The organism is Paenibacillus terrigena DSM 21567 (genome assembly GCF_000374845.1).
In the GTDB taxonomy this organism is placed as follows: domain Bacteria; phylum Bacillota; class Bacilli; order Paenibacillales; family Paenibacillaceae; genus Paenibacillus_K; species Paenibacillus_K terrigena.
Genome location: NZ_KB895415.1, coordinates 1 through 18939 on the forward strand (window position 1 = coordinate 1; position 18939 = coordinate 18939).

Consider the following 18939-nt stretch of genomic DNA (forward strand, 5'->3'; position numbering starts at 1 on the left):
ATCTTGGAATCGCGCTGCGGACCCCAATTTTCATTCAACTCAGACAGCGTCACCATTCGACGCTGGAACGTATCCTCAAGAATGAGTAGATTCCGGATCCGAGAAAGCCTGAACATGCGGTAATCATCTCGGTTTAAGCAATAACCGTGAAGATACCACGTGTAGCCTTTGAGCACCAGCCCCATAGATTCAATACAACGTTCTGTTTCTCCCCCTTGTCCGTTGGTATATGTAAAACGGATCAGCCTTTTATCACTTACGGCTTTATGCAGCGTGTCATACTTGTTTCGTTCTGAAGAGCTGCTTTTCCACGGATTTAAGTCTATGATGACCTGATCAGCACCAGCCATACGACCTTGTTCTGCCTTCGAGACCAATGCGCCAACCTTGTCGAGCAGCCCGTCTAAATTTTGGTTGCTAAATGCCTGTGTAGATTGAAGGCCTCGCAAAGCTGTAGAGAGGGAAATAAGTTCATTGAATGAAAGCATTTGCCGATCCAATCGAAAGTTTTCCATGATTTCGAATCCGCCTTCTGCTCCCGTGTACGAAATAATGGGAATTCCTGCTAGATTCAATGATTCCAAATCGCGATAAATCGTACGCAATGAAACCTCCAGACGATCAGCCAATTCTTGGGCCTGTACGCGTTTGCGGTTTAATAGAAGGATCGTAATGGCCATAAGTCGCTCAAGTTTCACTGTTGTCCCCCCAATTCAATAAGGTAACTGGTTAATAAAATGTTTCAGTTCCACGAATACGATGCTTTAACTCCTGCGGGTAATTAGGCTCTTGCTTGTATAATAAACTTTCATTGTAGACAATAGTCTGTCAGGATTAGAAAGTTCACCAGTGTTTTGTTGCTTTTTTTTGAAACCACGAATTCAGATATCATCTTAAATGATCAAGCCCCAGTTAATAAAACCGGGCTCTAATACATTTACGCTTGATTGGCTTATTCCGTTATCCTGCCCGATAGCTCAACGGGAAGGAGTAATCTCACGACTGCTCCTTCACATATTCCATTCCTCTATAGGTCATTTTACATAATTTAGTATTTTTGTTGGGTTGGTATACAATAAATTCTAGTTGCTAATTAATTGATCTATTTCCACTTGAGCAAGCAGAGGTAACTGAGAAAGGGATTCTTCCGAACCACCTAATTGTTGAATTCATGTAAAGTAGATAACTGATTCAACATTGAAAGTCTTCTTAATTTTGAATCCCAATATCTACTTTTTGCTTCTTCAGATTGCAAGGTCATTAGATAGTATCTTTCTTGGACATCAAGGATTTTTCTCACTGAATTAAGATCTGACTTCTTTAAATAGCCCCTTGCCAAGTATTCATCCAGTATTTCATGATCTACTCTTGCACAATGAATTAAGACTTTGGGACCGAGAAAATGTAAGACATGTCCTACACTTAATTTTTCTGATCTTTTATGCAAAGAAATCGAACCTGTCTTTATCGAGATACTCCTGGATCTTTGAAAAGTATCAGCATTAACAGCATGGAATCGTTCGCTTTCCCAAACTTTACTTAATACTTTATTCCTTAGATGCATTTCCTTCCACACACTAACTTTCTTCCTCTGTGACATAGAAAGATAATAATTGTATTCATCAAGAGGGATATGACAATCAACCCTTCCTAGCCGATTGGGAGTATATCGAACATAACTTCTACCAGGAATGCAGAATCGCTTGAGTTCGGTTTTCTGTTCATTTGATAATAAACCACCATTAATAGAAGCAATTTTAGGAAGGATACCTAAATTATAGAGGTATTCATTCAATTCTAAGAAATTGTATTCGTATGTTTTATTTAATTGGAATTCTCCAACCACCCCTATGCTTGTCCAAACCATTCGTTTCCTTCCTGTTGCTGCTTGCTTATCTTGAATTAGACTTTTTAGCACATTAGTTTTTTCTTCGAGTTGTTTAAATTCTTTGTATGCACCTGATAGAATAAAATCCTCTATTCCTAATATAGCCAAGCCGCCCACACTCCAACTTTAAGAAAAGTAGTATCTGTAACTTAAGTCAGCCTTGCCCCCCCTTTCAATTGCACTAAATTTGAATTACTTGCTAACAAGACCTCTTGAATTCTCAATTTGGTCGTTTCTTTATATAAATATCTTCTCCTCCCATCCTTAAGATAACTAATAAAATCCGGTTGGATATTACGTTCTTCAAGAACACGACGAAGGCGTTTTTCACCTATTTTTAAATCTTTTAACAAATCATTAAAAAAATAACCTTGTTCCTTTTGACTTCTTTTTTTTAGAACCACCAAACATTCATTAATTTCGCCGTTTTTAAAATACAGGTCGCCAAGTGTTGTTTTAGAATATAATCGAACAGGGGTTAATAGCCCGGATAAAATAAATTGAATTAGTGATACAATCGTTAAGTTATTTACAGAGTACTTAATTAAGGCATCATGAAAATTAATACAATCCAAAGGAATGGGCTTTACAAACTTGCCACTGCACCTTTCAATGAGTAGATTGACTTCGTTCAGATTCAACCGTTTAGATTTCCCCGAGTAGTTCAAACTTACTTGAAGCAAATTAGAGCTAATGAGACTTTCGATTGAAGCAGCGTGTATACCAAGGATAAGCGATGCTTCTTTTTTTGTGATCCATCTTTTCTCTTCCTCGAGATATTTATCGAGGGTAATCCGATCAACATAATACTCATTCTTCGTACCCTGATTCATTAGAACCAAGTTGTTATTTGACAGTCGAAACATCTTTCCATAAGTGACCCCCTTTTCAATCTTAACCTCCTCGCGGCGGATTACTTTTCGTTTCTTAAGTAACTCAGGCACCTCCCTAAACACCCCAAAATCCCGTCTAATTACCCCAGTTTCCAATTTCTGAATACAGTAATGATGAAATGCCTCTCTCAACTCAGCATAACAATCATGTTTTACTAATTTCTCAAGGCTCTGGAACGCACCGTATCTTTTCACACCTTTATTCCTCGCTAGAAATAAATCGAGCACATGAAAAAAATGATTAGGGAACTTAGAATACATCCAGTCAACATTAGAAAAGGCTATAGCGAGATTCAAGCTGTTTTTTGTCTTACTTTTGCGATTATAGAAAATATCCAAGGTTTCATGACTAAATCCTGTGAAATCAGTACACCCATCTAAGAACATAAAACTGGCAAATACCAATTCTAAGTAGTCATTAGCATGCAGTTCAAAAATGTCTGATTTTTCATTATAAATTATGCTTCTAGCAAGACTTGATTGGGAACCAGAAAAGATTTCACACTGAATATGATCAAAAGTAATTCGTTTAAGTCGAGATAAACAAAACTTACAACGTTGCTCGATAAAATCATAAAAGTCTAGAGGGTGGTTGCAGGTTTGGCATCCTTCCTGAAGTATGACGAAATGTTTAGGACACATCCTCAAAGGAAATACACACCACTCTAGGCGATGATAATAACTTTCTTGAATACACAGCGGACAATACTTAAGATTATTTTTTTGAATTATCTTATTGTACCAAGAATGGTTGAAAGTACTTAGGATACGATTCGTGTTATTTATAAATCTGATTTCTGTACTTGGCATCCATGGGCAGATTTTAAACAAGGCTTGTTCAGATATTTCATTATTTAAAAGTTGTGCATGAGTCAGTTCAATTTCCCTTAAGAAGATTGTATTAGGTATAAAATGATTAGCTTTGAATAAACGAAACAAATAACCTGACTCACTCTCATCATGAAAATGCTTCGGTCGTTTTGGTAAAAGAGGACCATTATTCATCATGTTCTCTTCCGTTTACGTTCTTTTATTTGTTTTTTTATATTGTTCAGTAGCTGATAGTACTCATCTAACCTGTCAGTATTGATTTTATAATGTTGTATCTGGAGTGCAACATCTAAACAACCATTCTCCAAGGTGATCAAGAGATAGTCATCATTTAACGTGTCAACGAATACCCTAAGCATTCGTGTACTTGATGATAATTGAAACCATTGATTGCGTATTGCCCATTGACATGAATAATACTTGTCCCTATATTTAATTCCTTTCTCAGTTATTTCTGACATCGCAGGAACAAATAAGCTCATATAATCGTCTTTTTTAGCCTCCATATGAATCCCTCCTATGAATCTATTAATACTAGAGTTACCATTATCCCTAAAACAAATACGTATACATAACATTTTTATTATTTTGTTATTTATGTAATCATGTTTTTCTTGTCAGATGTTGTCTAAACTTTTTATGAGGTGTAGACAATGTCCGATCGAGATCAGGTACTGCTGGGAAAACGTATTCGTGATTTAAGAAAAGCAAGAGGATACTCTCAAGAATATCTAGCCGAGATTTCCGGTTTTCATTACACTTACATTGGTGGACTAGAACGTGCTCAAAAAAATGTCACTCTGGCTAATTTAATTAAAATTGCTAATGCTCTAGAAGTTGGAGTTTATGATTTGTTTGAATACACTAAATTAGATTCTTCTGTAGATAAAAAACCTTCTGACATTGAGAAGATTATGGAAGCACTAATTAAACTTCCATCTAGAGATGTTAAGAAAATTAAAGATTTTGTATACAACATGTTTGAAGACAAGATATAAGCGGTGGCACAATTGCCACCGCTTAATTCATAAAACCATGATTATAATAAAAGACTCCTACGCGGAGTCTTCCTCCTCCGATACTAGTTCATCTGCAAGAATTTTGGCCATATCATTATCTGCAAACTCTCCAATAATATTTTTTTGTGCTTCTGCGAGGACAGTCCCATTTAAATTCTTCAAAATACTAAAATCACTAAAGTCCTCCTCCATAACTCCAATGATATCGAAAGCTTCCCTTAGAATTGGTTTCATCCATCCAACTAAGCCTCCTGTAAGGTCGAAAAGTAACTCAGGAAAAGCACTTTCATCTTTAGACCAATCCAGTAGCCCTGGAGGCGGGGAAAGTTGACCTTCAATACTCTTAATGAATTCTTTAAACGAGTCATCACACTTCTCAAAATGCTTTAAAACTGTTTTAGGATATCGTCGAATGTGTTGGGTATTCAGAGTTCTAAGCTCTTCAATAGAAAGAGTCCCAACGCATACTAAACAAACATCCGCCGAGTTTGCAATATCTTTAATATTCTCCATTACTGCTTTTCGCTGGACAAACGTCGAGGCTAATAAGTAATCCACCTCATCGATGATGAGCATTTCTACCTTCAATTCCTTCATCATATCAAAAGCTTGAGTTTTAATTCGATCAACATCCGCATTACGAGCAGGTAAATTCATTGCCTTAAGAATGTTATTGTAGAATCCTTTGTAAGTGAAGGGAACAGGAAGTGTCATATAGATTACTGGCTTAATATCAGTTTCTGTCTCGTCTTCATCCACAACGGTCCATCCTTTGTTCTTTTTCACATACTTTTTTAAAGTCATGGATTTTCCTGCTCCTGACTTTCCTTCAATAAATAAATTTATTGGCGAATCATCGCTCTCTACGCCCTCTCTTTTATTCCTTCGATTCTTATCCAGTCTTTTCCATATGCGTGTAACCTCATCATGTTCAATAAATAAATTACTAATTCGATTCTGAAACTCTTTATAATGATTTTTTATCATATGCGCACAATCACTCCTTTTTAGTTTCTAGTTACAATGATAACCAAATTGCAATAGTGTTAATCTCCTTTCAACTTGCTTCTTCGTCTGAACAAAACAAAAGAGGCACTACGGCCTCTCCCCTTTACAATTCTGTACCATAACGTTGGCTATTATATTTTTCAATTAGACTTTGGGTTTTAGACGGTGTAGATCTCTTTGGAGGTTCTACAGATGATAATGCTACTGACAAAGTACCCCCTTTATTCAATATATGTTTCCTCATTGAGGCATTTTTGTTCACCATTGTTTCAAAACGACTTTGAATTAATCTCTTTCCTTCAATGATGTGCTCGGTACCTGGTATCTGTCTTTTGTTAATTTTCCCTTTCTCAATTAATATTCTTCGAATCGCTTTGTAGAGTTCTCTACTCATACCTTGCACTTTCTCAGCAGGCGGAGAGATGGAAGGCACTTCAATATAAGTTTGATTTGTGGTATCCATAATATAAATTTTAGATATATCACGCACATCAAACTTGATCTTTACATTTTTTTTCAATCGGGTATTAACAAATCGACTGGTTTCTGGAGAAGCATATCGTACATTTTCTTCACGTATCCCGTCTTTATCATAAGACTTCATGTCAACTGGAAGTAACTTGATCAAGTAACTTTCTTCGTGATTAGCTGGAATACTTGGGGGGTAGCCCATTATATTAACAGCATGATGAAATCGCACAGCTGGGGTATCTTCATCAAGTGGTAAGCCCTTATGGGTATCAAAATGATACACATCAACAAAGTAACGAACAAGCAGTTCTGTTAAATCACTCAGAGTTAGAATAGCTTCTTTTTTGGCTGCTTGACGTTCTTCTACACTACTCCCTTTACTATAGAATCCCAACAATTGATCCAAAAACTCATCATTAATTGTTCTAAAAAATCTTTCAATAATTCCACCATAACGTGGAGTGGCTACAGGTCTAAATCTTACTTCTGCATGTAATTCATCCTCAATCATGCTCTTAACATAAGCATTGTTAAATTCGGGACCGTTATCCATATAAATGACAGTTGGAATTCCGTGCATCTCCCAATCATTTATTGTTCCATACGTCTCTTTCGCTCGTTTTAAACATATTCCATTATATATTGCGCACATTACTTTATGACCGGAAGGACTTTGAAAGGAAAGGTCAAATCCCCAAATCATTCTAGTATAGACATCAATTGCGAGCGTTAGCCAAGGCTCACCAAGATCACTGCCGGTAGTCTCGTCAATGAGTTTAATTGGAAGTTTAACATGGTCAATTTCAATAACATTAAGTGGGCTTCTGGCAAAATAACCTGATATTCTTTGTGTTACTGGATCATGATATTCTGCATCCATAATTCCTTTCGATAACCTGTCGTAAATTTGTACATTAATCCTTTTAACCATTTTAAAAACAGTATCATAAAGTAGCGGTTCTAATTTCTTGGCAGAACATAAAATCTCCAAATCTGAATGAAGATGAGTGATTTTCCTTCTTTTTTTTGATAAAAAACGCTTGATACCTTGCTCAATTAATGGAATATACTCATCATTGTCAATCCTGCAATATATTGTATCGAGTATAATTTCATTCTTCTTTGGATGACAAATCTGAATAGCTTTCTCATCCTCCCTGGAATGAGCATTATAAAATGCTTTTGAGATAAGCCCTTCGACTCCGAAGTTTTCCCTGTTGTTTTCAGACTCATAGTAAGCTTGTAAATATCTTTCCAATTGTCTTGGTGATATTTTTTTACTTCCACTTTCCTTTGATTTCTTAGATACCCTTTCCAAAAGTTCTTTTTTGGTTAAATTAGCAATGGTTTCATTATCATTTAGAAAGTATTTATATACTTCATTAAAAGAATTTAAAGCATACATATCCCCTTGTTTAGCCTTATTATAGAGAAGTATGGGTTTAATTAAATTGAGCCGCTGTATGGTCTTTTTTTTCCTATCTGGAATTAAAGTGTCTAACATAAATGTTACTTTTTTTTCTACGTTAGATTCTATTTTAGCTGATCTCTTCATGACTTCATCTGGGCCTTTAAATGTAGGATCCTCTATTAAGGTAATGTAGCTTATTTCCCTTATTTTTTTATCACCATCTTCCCGATAATAAAATATAATTGGTGCTTGGATATCATGAACGTGAAACTTGATACCATTTAAGTAGAACTCATCATCGATAGCTAATGGATTATGTAACTTCATAATTAGCTACTCCCTTTCAAATAATAGATTAATATCATCGAAAATTGTTCCAAACGAAACTTCACTTGTGTGGTCGATTTTTTTATTAATGTTTGTCATCAATGAACCGGTTGCAATTAAATGAAATATTAGCGGTAGAACATGTCGATAATCCACTTTTGGTTCAAAACTTTTCGCTAAGCGGATCACTTCTACTTTATGAAGGTATTTTACTCGACGGTTAACTTCAGGAATAAAATCAGAAAAATACTCTCTTGGCCGCAAATAATTCACTAGCCACAGAATATTTTCCTTTATGATTTCTGGTATTGTTACCTTAGGATTTACCAAACTATATTCCCAACCTCGTTGTTTGGCGAAATCCTCACAAGCCTTAAAAAGATTTGGTTTCTGTTCAGCCTTCTTATTCCCACCCTTAATCTGAATCAAATTAGGTCTTGAACCATCTCTGAAAGTAAGAACATCTGGCACGTGATCATCTTCTTTCAGTAAATGCTCTCTAGTTAATTTTCTAATTGGAACGAAAACTGGCTGTTCGTAGTAACGAATAGTTACCGGATCAAGCTCCAGTAAATAGTAAAAAAGGCACTCTCCCCAAAAAGATTCGTACTGAACCCCTCGTTTCATTTTGTGACTGTAAATGCTCCCAATCAGATGTTCGAATTCTCGGCTGCCTTTATTAGAGACGTTTCGTTTCCGCAAGTATAGCTCATCCTCTTTGCTCCAATCCTTTTTTGTAATCCAGTTATAGTCCATTTACCAACCCCCTGAAAAATGACGGAATATGTTCCAGTTAATACTCAGTATTACCAGTATGAACTTCAATAAACAGAGAAAAGTAAAAAGCCTCGATTACTCAGATGATCCTGAACAGTCGAGGCTTTGAATATGTTATATTCGAAAGAAACTAATTTAAACTGCTAAAAGTGTTAATTGGATTTTTTCTCATACCATTTCTTCTGTAAGTATAATGCTCAACTAAGGATTTGAGAATCCCATTCGCAATTAATAAAAGGAATGAATCTACTTGGAAAAACAACATTGCATGTTCTCTTATATCTGAAACTAACCTGTTCTGTATGATTTCGGAAGTGACTATCGGAAGTAACGTAGAGAAATCATTTATTGAATATGAATAATTTAATAATACTAAAAGCATATAAATAAAAGCGTCGTTTCATATTACAATTTTGAAACTACCTAATTACCTGTAATTGCGTTGAAATCCAAGTATTACATCAAACCCAAAATAACAACTTACATAAGAAAAAGCCCGTAGCAACAAGGCTCGGGCCAACGTCAATTATATTCCAATTCAACGACATTTCATCTTCCAATCACCGACATTTCAAGTTACAACCCACACCTTGTTAGTCTCTTCTTCAAAAAGAACTGCTTAATCCCATCCGGGTACTCATCGTTCACACCAAAAACCTCATACCCCATTTTCTGATAAAAGTCCGGCGCTTGATAGGTGAACGTGCACGTATGTGCAAATACACAGCCAAGCTCTATCCCTCTTCGCTCCGCTTCCTGTAACAATCGCTCCCCATAACCCTGATGCCGATACTTCTCATCAATCCAGAACACATCAAGATACAGTCCATAGGACCACGTCTCACAGAACAATCCGCCCACAACAGCCCCGGTACTATCCTTCAAAAATAAATTAATATCCTGCCCCGGTTTCTTCAGTAACCCGTTCGTAGCACGAACATTGTAGTTATACAACTGATCACAGACGAACTTGTAATCTGCTTCCTCAGACTCTGTTGTCATTTGCACATTCTCTATCTGCATGTCAGTCATTCATCTTCTCCCCAATCTGTATTTTGGAAAATATAAGCATATCTCTTAGCTCTTGACCATCTTGAGAGAGGTTATTATTCCGTAAAATCCCCTCGAGCTCGAAACCCGCCCTCTCCGCGACCGCTCGGCTTCTCACATTCAATCGATCACATCGAATTTCGACGCGTCGCGCCTTCAACGTCTCAAATGCGAATGAAGCAATCCCTTGCACCGCTTCGGTCATATAGCCTTTGCCTGCATGACGAGAATCGATCCAGTAACCAATCTCGAACTTGGGTATGTTCCAGTTCGCATTGTGCAATCCAGAAGAACCGATGAATTCAAGTGTATCTTTATGAAAAATAAGCAACCTCAGATCTTCTCGCTGCATAAATTTCGCATGCCCTTCGCGTATAATCGCCTCTGATCGGTCTTCCGACTGTTCGTTGTGAGCAAAAGCAAGCCAAGGCTTCAAATCTTCGATAGATGCTGTGATGGCTTCATAGACCACTCGCCCATCACCAGGTAACGGCAGTCGAATCAATAGACGTTCAGTCTCAAATTGACTCGGGAAATCAAGTAGAATCGGTGGTTTCATCAGGAGCACCTCCTGCATTTTATTACACATCTTACCAAAAAAGACGGTTTTTATCTATCCTGAATTAGGGTAGAAAAAAAGCTGCTCCCAGCGACCAAGGCTAGGAACAGCTCTCTATCATAATCAACCACGAGTTGATTCTACGTTATAGTTTCTTCGTCATATGGATATCCAATGGCTCTTTACTAAACAGCTCTGGGTCCACGGTTTCAGTGAGTTGGCCGCCTTGACTACTGTAGAAGGATACCGCTGATTCTGTCTCTGTTGAAGAAATATACAGCGCCTTCGCACCTCGTCTCCTCGCTTCATCACTTAATTCGTTCATGATACGTGTACCAATCCCTTGTCTTCGATAGTTCCTTGATACATACATCAAATCGATCTGGAGCTGATCCTTCAGGTCCCCTCGGAATTGGTGCGCTAGCACGCCGAACCCGATTAACACGTCCCCATTGAATGCTCCAAGCGCCATCCCGCCATGGCGAATCTCGTATACAAACCGTTCTTGAATCTCATCTAGGACATCTGAATCCCAATTCGGGCATTCATGACCTGCTGTAATCTCCGTTAATTGCCCTTCTTGCATCTCATAGATCAGATTGATCTCTTCCGAGCGATCGATTTCTTTGAGTTGATGAACGTGATCTTCGTTCAACACTTGATAGTTAATCAATTACAATACCTCGTTCCGAATGTAATTTTCATATTAGGTGCATAAGTTAACCAGGATTGTTCTGAAAATACCGCGGCGAATCGCCGCTCAGCCTCAACCTGTTCTCTCGCTTCCACTTGAGATAACCCCCGTTGGATCAAATGCTGGATTGTTTCATCCAAGTCACCTGGGATTTGCCCTAGGCCTTCATCTCGAAGAGAACGATACAACGCGTCCTTCTTCACTCCGTCCATATTCTGATCAAGGAAATTCACTCTATCGCTTACCCTACATTCCACATCTTTTAGCCCCAACTGACTGAACAAGATAGGCAGCAGCATACCGATATTACCGTTTTTCCCGGTTCGCCTCGCATCTAGTTCATACAATTTCTGAAGCTCACCAAGTCGCATCACGTCAGATTGATCGACACCATCTAGAGCATAATTCGATGCGTTCGCGATCCAATGGGGTTCAAAACAGATGACACGACCTTGATCACGTACGCTATCGATCATCTTCTGAAGGATTTTCCTCGAATCCGTCATATGTAATAGAAAAGCATGGCTCAATGCAATGTCATACCTTGACTCCATATGTATCGTCTCGATGTCACATGGGATAAATTCCGTCGGAAAGGGGAGGTCCGCAAAAATCTCTCTAGCTCGTTGAATCAATTCCGTGCCCTTCTCCAATCCCGTGTAACTCGAGCCTTTTGGTAATAAAGGGAGCAGCTTCAGCCCAAGATAACCGAACCCACAACCGAAATCCACGAGATTCACGGGGCTATCGATCTTCCATACATCTCTCACGAGAAAATTCAAATAGTCATCATTGTAATAGAGCCATCGCGTGTTCTGTAAATATTCGATTTGCTGATCCCAATAATATTCTGACATGTACGAGCCTCTACTTTCCTATTCGGATTTCTCAATCAACTCAAGAATGGATACAGGATACAATGGCTTACTTAATTCTAGAATGGCTTTGGCATAATCTTGAATCTCTTTTTGCGCATCATGTTCAAGTCTCTGGTTCAAGAAGTGACATACCGATTGTAGTGAAGCCGTCCAATACCATCTCACATACATGCCATAGGAGGGTAGAAACAACCTAGCTTGTTCCGCACACACACCATTCTCAATGGCCGATTCATATTTTTGAACACCAAGTTCGATGTATTCTAGTAATTCTTCGGTCAGCTTTGTACCGATCTCACTCCTTAATACCTCGCCGCTTCCTTGCTTGGAATTCTCTGGTTTGCTGCGCCATTGATCTGAACCTGGAATATAGAAGGTCGGCTCCTCTGTAATATATCTGCGACTTGATTCATTCCATGCTTCAAGACTATCTCCCGTACCTTCCGCATGCGCTGATCCGATCACATATTTCCACCACTGTCTAGCAACCATTAAGGGCGCATAAATCTCGTATTGCAAAATCACATGCCTGAAAGGCGATGTATGACCTTCTCGTGCTAGAAATTTAATAAGTCGAATGTCCTTATCATTTAGTTCATTGGATTCCTTTGCATACGATACGCGTGCTGCATTCACGACCGATAAATCGGATCCCATATGGTTTACAAGCCTGACATAGCCTTTATCTAACACTTCAATTAATGACAAAATGTCGTCCCCCTTAATTCAGATCCTATCATTTTACTGAATTTCCCAAATGATTGCTATGACAATGTATCAACAAAATCCCAGTTCATTTTCAATTATGCTTGCCTCTCAATCACAATAAAACAAGTACTATCCGGTAAAGGCACTTCTCGTCCCGCTAGATCCATCATCTGAATTTTATGCTGAAGTACTTCGCTATACCCTGCTTGAAGATAGGCTTGACTCGTAAGGATGTTCGCCTCAGCCCCTAAGGTAGCATGAATGAATTCCATGTAATCAGGCAGCGTGAAATAGCCAAACTGCTCTTGGACCTCGTGAATATAGGCTTCTTCTCCCCATGTATAGGTATAGAGGAATTCCATCGCATCATTTACTGCCATCACCACTTCGTTGTCGCTCAGCTTCTCCACTGAAATGGACCTTCCGGCAAAATCTTTGCAATACCGTTCAAGCCACTGTATCCCGTCTGGTTGTAGGAATCTAATCTTACGCTGCTGTTCCACCGGATGTGTCATAATCCCATCTCGAATAATGATGCGACCTCCAGTTGCCAGCACATCGAATGCACTCTTTAGCGCAGCAGCAATGGTATTCAGGTTAAACTTTCGTCCTTGATATGGGATATAAGAAAACAGCTCATGAAGGATGGATGAGAAAATAACGGTGTCCACGCTGCCTGCCTGAACATAATCCTTCAAGTTCAGTGCATCTCCTTGCATAACTTCCCAACGTCGGCCTTCTAATTGCTTCTTGCGGTTCAATGCTTCAACGACGTTCGTCGAAATATCGATCCCTATCGGTGTGATATCAGGCATTCGCTCCTCGATGAGATCCAGCAGTACACCACCGCCTGGTCCGATATCCAGAACATTTGTACCGACAATATAATCGAGGATAATCTTCTTATAGTCTGCGGTCTGGTTCATATCTGCAAGGTATTCTTCTTCGTTATGGAACCGATCATAGGCGTCTCTACGCAGGTCGAACAAATCAAATAACATCAATACAGCCTGCTCATACAAGGGAGATTTCTCCGCTTCAACGCAGAAATCAATCAACTTCTCAGCGGCAGGAGAGAACTCGAATTGGAAGAATACCGTATCTGGGATGTGGCTGATCCGTTCTACACGATACGTCAGATGAGGATTAAGCTGTGCCATCGCTCCAGATTCGATCACGTCCCAGGTTAACTCGCTTAAATATTTTTCGATAATCCGCTGTTTGTAGACGTTGATTTTCTTCGTGCCTTTATAATCGTAATACATCGTATTCATAACATGCTCGAAGCTGATGTGCTTCAACGGATCGTTCTGAGACTTTTGCTGCAAGGTGATCGTTATAATCTTCAAAAATTGCTCTAATGAAAAATGCTGCAATGCTGCCTCAACATACCACATCGTGACCGAATCCAGCGGTACTAATCGTTCTCCCATTGAATACATACGCTCGAGCATATCATAATCCGTATCAAAATCTTCCCCGCGTCGAATCGAAGAAGCACGCAACCTGCGAATACGCTCCTTGGTCGACTCGTTAGGAAACGTCGTATGGCGCGCGATATATCGGATTCGCTCTTCTACTTCAGATTGAACAGACTGCCATAGCTCAAGAGATACCGCTCCAATTACGCAATAATTCAGTGCAATCAATAGGCGCTCAAGTTCTACTGAAGTGATCCACTGATCTGCAACCATGTCCGATAGAATAACGCTTTCTGTTGCAGGGACCTCGCCACGAATTTGCTGTCCTATAAGACCGTGTGCTTCAATCAACCGATGAATGACTGATGTTCGCGCGCTTAACCGATCTTCCGCATGGTCCAGATACAGCTCCGCTGACCCGCTATTATGTACATAACAATTGATCCCTCGTTCTCGCCATTGGATGCGATCACGAAGCGTACCGCCTTTTGCCACCTCTGCCCAGCACAGAACCTCTTCCAATATTTCCTTTATCCAAAAGGAGAGCGACATCGAATCCAGCAGCCGCAAACTTCTCTCTACGTAATCCAATACTGGGTTTGCATGAACAAGCTCTTGTAAGGATTGAATTCGCTCCATATTGACGACTCGCTCCTCGGCCGACACTAAATAATGCAGCCAATGCGAACCAATCTGATGATTTTCTTTATTTCCTTGACGATAATCCATGATCGCCTGAAGTGATTTCAACATCGTGATGTGATCCTCCTAAATGCTTTCCTGTTGTAATTCTACGAAATCGTGATAATCCTTTACCCCTCGTTGACAATCGCTCAAATAAACTCCCTATTCGTCAGAAATCTCCTAACGTCACCACTAATCTGACCTACATCGGTTGTCGCCAGATTGTTAAGGAATATCATAGTCAATTTGTCGTCAATAAACCGACTAATTTCACTCTTAAAACCTACAATGCCTCCACCATGATACACCCTTCTGCTAGACTCACTTCCGGTGTCAATAAACCAACCATAACCATAATTGGAGCAATAGGGCGTAAACATGCGAGTAATAACGTTCTGAGGGACGAGTGACTCCTCGTATAGTGCCTGATCCCATTTATACAGGTCTTCAGATGTTGAATAGAGGTTGCCTCCACCTGTAGGAAGCGTCATGTCAATATATTCCGCATTAATGAGCCCATCCCTGTATTCATAACCAGATGCCCGATGAAGGATTATTTCATGATGGCTGTCACACCCTGTGTCATGCATACCTAGCGGTGCAAAAATACTTTTTCTCAAAAACTCACCATAAGTCTGCTCTGAAATCTTTTGGATCAAATGGGCCAGTATGATATACCCAGAATTATTATACAAGAACTGACTCCCTGGCATAAAATCTAAAGGTAGATCCTTCAACATTTCTATAATTTTTTCAGGAGGAGCGGGATGCTTCATAAATTCTTGGAAGTTAGAGATTTGGGTTATATTTGGAACCCCTGAAGTGTGAGTTAGCAAGTGATGCAAGGTGATTTGCGATGTATGCGGGAACGATGGTATATATGTAGAAAGAGGATCGTCAAGACTTAACTTACCCTGGTGTTCTAGCATGAGGACACACATTGCCGTGAACTGTTTCGTAATGGAGCCAATCCTAAATTTCGTATTCGGCGTATTCGGAACGCCATGTTCTCGATTCGCTAGCCCATACCCTGCATTGATGATGATCCTACCTTTACTAGCAATGAATACCGATCCACTAAATTCTAAGCTCGATGCCTTCGAGGAAAAGTAATCATGAAGTTGTGATTCTAAATGCATTCCTATCAACTCCTTCGCTTCATTACACTTACGATTAGTTTAACTCTCACTACTAAACATATACGAAGAAGACTTCGCCAAGCTCTAGCTCATTACAATCCAACTGACAAAATCTTGGTCTTACTACATATTATGGCCTATACTTTCGGAGCATAGCTACTAATAAACTAAGCTTATTAATATAAATCGGGATCTGAATGATTTCTTTACGATTTCTATTAATATCAATTGTTCCCTGACTTATTTTTACTTCTTTAATACTATTTAAAGAAAAAATTACTTGTTTCTTCCCATTTCTATAAACAACGTTCCCTTCTTGAATAACAACATAAAAATTCTGAAGTCGATAAAGCGAGTACAAAAATAACAGAAAAAACATGGCTCCGATAATAATTCCAGACAAATGATTATTAACCGATATTACACCTATCCCAATAACTAAAAATAAACTTACACCAAGATACATTAAATAAGAAACTTTAAATTTTCTATCCATAAAATGTTGATCAACAAAGCGCTTAATCTTGTATTCAGTTATAAATTTTATTGTAAGCTGTAAGACAAAGATGATTAAGGGTGTAAAGATAAGTACCGCTATAGTTGAATTCATAGTTCTACGCCCCTTCAACAATTCCATCATATTTAATGAAAAATACGGCAGGCAGATCGATATAAACACTATGTGTTTATTGATATCACACCTTATGCTACCTTAGACTATAGTTTAAAAGCTTGATCACTTAAGTAATTTTAAATCGTACTCGATGGACTGATTAGCATTAATTGTTATGAGTCTTCTTTCATTGGAAAGCAATTTCGCTTCCGGCCCTATATAATATCTTCCTACTTTGGAAAACATTTTAATCATTTTTTTTGTGAATTCCTTAAACACTTTTAATTCTTCTGGTACAGAATTAACAGTTGATATTCGACCAAATATAATGTATTCATCTCTATACAATCCGCCAGGAGCAAAAATAAAGGAAGTTTTATTTTCCATTTGATCTATTGCATACTTCACTCCTCCCCTTTGCTGAGGCACACTCCTTATATTTAGTGGGGTTGTACGTTCGAGGACTAAATAACTTTGATTGCTAACATTTCCCGATTCACTATACCCCAAGCCTTCGATATCTAACGCGGAATCATAAACTTTTACATATTCATTATCAAAAAGACCACATCTTACATACTTGAGTAAATAGGCACTCTCAATATTTTGTAATACAGCTTCAATATCTGATTTTGAAGCAAAAAAAAGGATTTCGTTTGACATTTGTATCCTCCACTATTTCTTCTTTATTGCGATAGTCTTCCTACCTTTTCCACTCGTCTTTTGTTTGATACTGTTATGATTATTTGCTTCACGAGTCGTCATTTGACCATTGGAACGAATTAATAACTTAGCCCCAACCGGAAAAAGAACCTTGAAAGACATGAAGCCAATCAAGGTTACAAATTAATCACATTTCCAACTTTATGCCAATTTCATTAAATGAGATCTTACTTTCACTTAATCCTTCTTGGTCAGCATCACCTATTTTTTTTATTTCTGCCTTTGTTAAATGAATGGGGGCGAGTGGACTAGTAACTTTCCTATTATATATCGATAACAACAATTCACATTGCTGATTTGACATATCATAGTATTCTTTCCATGCTTCTAAAGCCTCTTCAAAATGCATCAGTTGGTATTCCAACAAAGATGCACCATTATCATAAAGTTCCTCAATGGAATCCAATGAATAAGATTTAATAGGTGTTCCCCAAAAAGACGTAGTAATTTGTGGTTTAATATCACCATTGATATCTTCCAATAAATACAGTAAAGTTTCACTTTTTGCAAGATCAATTACTTCGATTGGTGCTCCGCTAAAATACTCAATTGCTTCATCAAACTTGTTTGCTGACAACCGTTCACTATTGTCCTTTCGGAAAGCAGCAACGACATAATTTGGACTAAATGTAATAGTTCCTCTTGCACCAGTGCTGTCTTGCACACTGTAGTTCATTCCGTCCCAAGAATGTTCATTCGATAATTCAGGATAATGAGCAACCATCATAGCGTGAACAATAGCAGCAAGGGTACAACCTCTCCAAATTTGGCCACTACACCAGTTGAGTTCAGTAACTTGTTCACTCATATACTATTTCTCCTTTATTTGTTCGATTTCAATCGATTCTCTTGACGCGTCAGAACTTGTGCATTCTTATAATTTTAGTTCCACCCTTATCTCTTTTGTGCAGGAATAAAGTCTTTTCCTTCACCTACATTTTTAGGATTTTTTAAATGCGAGTAAGGTCCCGTAGTTCTACACATACCTTTACTTTAAAGTTATTACTTTCTCACCATCTATTGAATTCAGAACTACTTCATTCTCACTAACCCAATTCTGATGATTGATTCTGATTAATTCGAGGGGATGAGCACCTTCATTCGATCGATGAATCAGACTGAAATGTTTACCGTCTAATTTCTTCATCAGAATCCCATAAGGCCCGAATGTTTGATAAAAGTTATAGAAGTAATGACTCTCCCCAAGCGTTGCCACACGATATTCTATTACCAACGTTATAGTTCTTTTCGGGGAGGTGATGAACTGATATTCACTTGTTATTAACGAGGAAAAAGAGACATAACCAAACAAAATAACACAAAGAAATAGTGGTATAACGAGCATCCAATACTTCTTCTTGAGAATCATGATTATACCTGCCAGTATCATATTAAAAAGGATAAGATACGAAAGCCCCGTATTCTTCATGCTTGTAAAATATATGTGAAAATAATCTAATAACATCCATGCTAGATCAACACCCACAAGCAGCGCGATGATGATGAATACGGATTTATTGTTTTTAATGATCTCATCTCCTCGTACTTGCTTCCTCTCGAATCCGTTTCTCGATCAGCATCATATCTTCTTTGGCATCCAATACGATGCTTCGTAAGGCTATGCCTGTGATGAGCGTAAAGATAGAGATTAGAAATATCGTGAGTGCTACAAAGATTCCCGCCAAATGATTCGTAAAACCATCCCGTAACAGTTCCATAAGGTTATTTGCATTAAACAAGATCATCGACACGATGAGAAGCAGTATCCCCGCAACGATACATATAACGGATATTCGTCTTGTTCTCTCAAAATAGGGCATGATACGTCACGTCCTTCGTTAGTTC

Annotated in this window: 19 protein-coding genes; 1 reads left to right on the plus strand and 18 read right to left on the minus strand. The window is 38.4% G+C overall.

Features of this window, described 5'->3' with window-relative positions; genetic code table 11:
• From C558_RS0111540 to C558_RS0111555, 4 genes are all read right to left on the minus strand, one after another.
• A partial coding sequence (locus C558_RS0111540) for a helix-turn-helix transcriptional regulator (RefSeq protein ID WP_018756430.1) occupies positions 1-698 on the minus strand: 698 nt, incomplete at its 3' end.
• Positions 699-1156: 458 nt separating this feature from the next.
• On the minus strand, positions 1157-1996 hold the full coding sequence (locus C558_RS0111545; RefSeq protein ID WP_018756431.1) for a hypothetical protein: 840 nt from the start codon (positions 1994-1996) through the stop codon (positions 1157-1159).
• A gap of 41 nt (positions 1997-2037) precedes the next feature.
• The gene (locus tag C558_RS0111550) at positions 2038-3789 is read right to left on the minus strand and encodes a TniQ family protein (RefSeq protein WP_083927162.1); all 1752 of its coding nucleotides are present in this window, start codon (positions 3787-3789) and stop codon (positions 2038-2040) included.
• Positions 3786-4118, minus strand: coding sequence for a hypothetical protein (locus tag C558_RS0111555; protein WP_018756433.1), 333 nt, complete (start codon positions 4116-4118; stop codon positions 3786-3788). The genes C558_RS0111550 and C558_RS0111555 overlap by 4 nt, the downstream gene beginning before the upstream one ends.
• 147 nt (positions 4119-4265) lie before the next feature.
• Here C558_RS0111555 and C558_RS0111560 point away from each other — a divergent pair, with 147 nt between their 5' ends.
• Positions 4266-4610 (plus strand): helix-turn-helix domain-containing protein, encoded by a 345-nt coding sequence (locus C558_RS0111560; protein WP_018756434.1) that lies wholly within the window; start codon positions 4266-4268, stop codon positions 4608-4610.
• A 57-nt stretch (positions 4611-4667) separates the two neighbouring features.
• Here C558_RS0111560 and C558_RS0111565 read toward each other — a convergent pair whose 3' ends face one another.
• The 14 genes from C558_RS0111565 to C558_RS34465 all read right to left on the minus strand — a co-directional run bounded on the left by C558_RS0111565 (position 4668) and on the right by C558_RS34465 (position 18812).
• Positions 4668-5618: a TniB family NTP-binding protein gene (locus tag C558_RS0111565; RefSeq protein WP_018756435.1), complete on the minus strand. Its 951-nt coding sequence runs from the start codon at positions 5616-5618 to the stop codon at positions 4668-4670.
• Positions 5619-5742: 124 nt separating this feature from the next.
• The gene (locus C558_RS0111570) at positions 5743-7848 is read right to left on the minus strand and encodes a Mu transposase C-terminal domain-containing protein (protein WP_018756436.1); all 2106 of its coding nucleotides are present in this window, start codon (positions 7846-7848) and stop codon (positions 5743-5745) included.
• A 6-nt stretch (positions 7849-7854) separates the two neighbouring features.
• Positions 7855-8604 carry a PDDEXK family nuclease gene (locus C558_RS0111575; protein ID WP_018756437.1) on the minus strand — a complete coding sequence of 250 codons (750 nt, stop codon included), beginning with the start codon at positions 8602-8604 and terminating at the stop codon, positions 7855-7857.
• Between the two features lie 597 nt (positions 8605-9201).
• Positions 9202-9657 (minus strand): GNAT family N-acetyltransferase, encoded by a 456-nt coding sequence (locus C558_RS0111580; RefSeq protein ID WP_018756438.1) that lies wholly within the window; start codon positions 9655-9657, stop codon positions 9202-9204.
• Positions 9650-10234 (minus strand): GNAT family N-acetyltransferase, encoded by a 585-nt coding sequence (locus C558_RS0111585; RefSeq protein WP_018756439.1) that lies wholly within the window; start codon positions 10232-10234, stop codon positions 9650-9652. The genes C558_RS0111580 and C558_RS0111585 overlap by 8 nt, the downstream gene beginning before the upstream one ends.
• Before the next feature lie 145 nt (positions 10235-10379).
• Positions 10380-10907, minus strand: a complete 528-nt coding sequence (locus C558_RS0111590; protein WP_018756440.1) for a GNAT family N-acetyltransferase — start codon at positions 10905-10907, stop codon at positions 10380-10382.
• On the minus strand, positions 10904-11785 hold the full coding sequence (locus tag C558_RS0111595; RefSeq protein ID WP_018756441.1) for a class I SAM-dependent methyltransferase: 882 nt from the start codon (positions 11783-11785) through the stop codon (positions 10904-10906). Before C558_RS0111595 ends, C558_RS0111590 begins: the two co-directional genes overlap by 4 nt.
• Positions 11786-11803: 18 nt before the next feature.
• A complete protein-coding gene (gene thyX / locus C558_RS0111600; protein ID WP_018756442.1) occupies positions 11804-12514 on the minus strand; it encodes an FAD-dependent thymidylate synthase in 711 nt (236 codons plus the stop codon).
• Between the two features lie 95 nt (positions 12515-12609).
• On the minus strand, positions 12610-14688 hold the full coding sequence (locus tag C558_RS0111605) for a class I SAM-dependent methyltransferase (RefSeq protein ID WP_018756443.1): 2079 nt from the start codon (positions 14686-14688) through the stop codon (positions 12610-12612).
• A gap of 80 nt (positions 14689-14768) precedes the next feature.
• Complete coding sequence (locus C558_RS30880) at positions 14769-15758, minus strand: serine hydrolase domain-containing protein (protein ID WP_018756444.1); 990 nt, start codon at positions 15756-15758, stop codon at positions 14769-14771.
• Between the two features lie 130 nt (positions 15759-15888).
• The gene (locus C558_RS0111615; RefSeq protein WP_018756445.1) at positions 15889-16368 is read right to left on the minus strand and encodes a hypothetical protein; all 480 of its coding nucleotides are present in this window, start codon (positions 16366-16368) and stop codon (positions 15889-15891) included.
• Between the two features lie 126 nt (positions 16369-16494).
• On the minus strand, positions 16495-17034 hold the full coding sequence (locus C558_RS0111620) for a hypothetical protein (RefSeq protein ID WP_018756446.1): 540 nt from the start codon (positions 17032-17034) through the stop codon (positions 16495-16497).
• Between the two features lie 187 nt (positions 17035-17221).
• Entirely contained in the window at positions 17222-17902 is a 681-nt protein-coding gene (locus tag C558_RS0111625; RefSeq protein WP_018756447.1) for a hypothetical protein, read from the minus strand.
• Positions 17903-18626: 724 nt separating this feature from the next.
• Positions 18627-18812: a hypothetical protein gene (locus C558_RS34465; protein WP_156826092.1), complete on the minus strand. Its 186-nt coding sequence runs from the start codon at positions 18810-18812 to the stop codon at positions 18627-18629.
• Between the last annotated feature and the right edge of the window lie 127 nt (positions 18813-18939).